Source organism: Litorimonas sp., from assembly GCA_029936425.1.
Lineage (GTDB): Bacteria > Pseudomonadota > Alphaproteobacteria > Caulobacterales > Maricaulaceae > Litorimonas.
The window spans coordinates 1-427 of record JAPYSU010000115.1 but is presented as its reverse complement, the minus strand read 5'-3'; the positions used below and the strand labels follow the sequence as shown (position 1 = coordinate 427).

Below are 427 nucleotides of genomic sequence, written 5' to 3'. Positions count from 1 at the left end.
GCCTCTAAAATTATCATGGCGCGGGGCGCGTAAGTCCCAGTCATTTTTTTTCTTCTTTTTTTTTCTAAAAAAAAATCTTTTTTTTTCTTTCTTTTTTTTTCACCTCGCACCCCCCCAAAACCAAAAACAAAAAAGTCAGGGACAACCCTGACATGTACCTGATGGTCACGTATTAAAGAATTCTGAAGGGTACAGCATGCAAAAGTCAACTGGGCAGACACTTAGCACATTTCATTCGGCCAAGTTATTCAGTTTTTATCGTTTTTGACCATGATCTGACCATGTCATGACCCCGACACCAAAACACAAAACAAACGGGACAACCCACTGTGTGTACATGCAGAAAATCTTTAAGATCCGATGAGAAACGGGCGAGAAAATGAGAAAAATGTGCCAAAATGTCACATGATATAAAACATTAAATAAC

Annotated in this window: 1 protein-coding gene; it reads right to left on the bottom strand. The window is 38.6% G+C overall.

The genetic code is table 11. The annotated features are described in order from the left end of the window. A partial coding sequence (locus ACN0IC_RS15455) for a hypothetical protein (RefSeq protein WP_416879641.1) occupies positions 1-221 on the bottom strand: 221 nt, incomplete at its 3' end. Positions 222-427 lie beyond the last annotated feature (206 nt).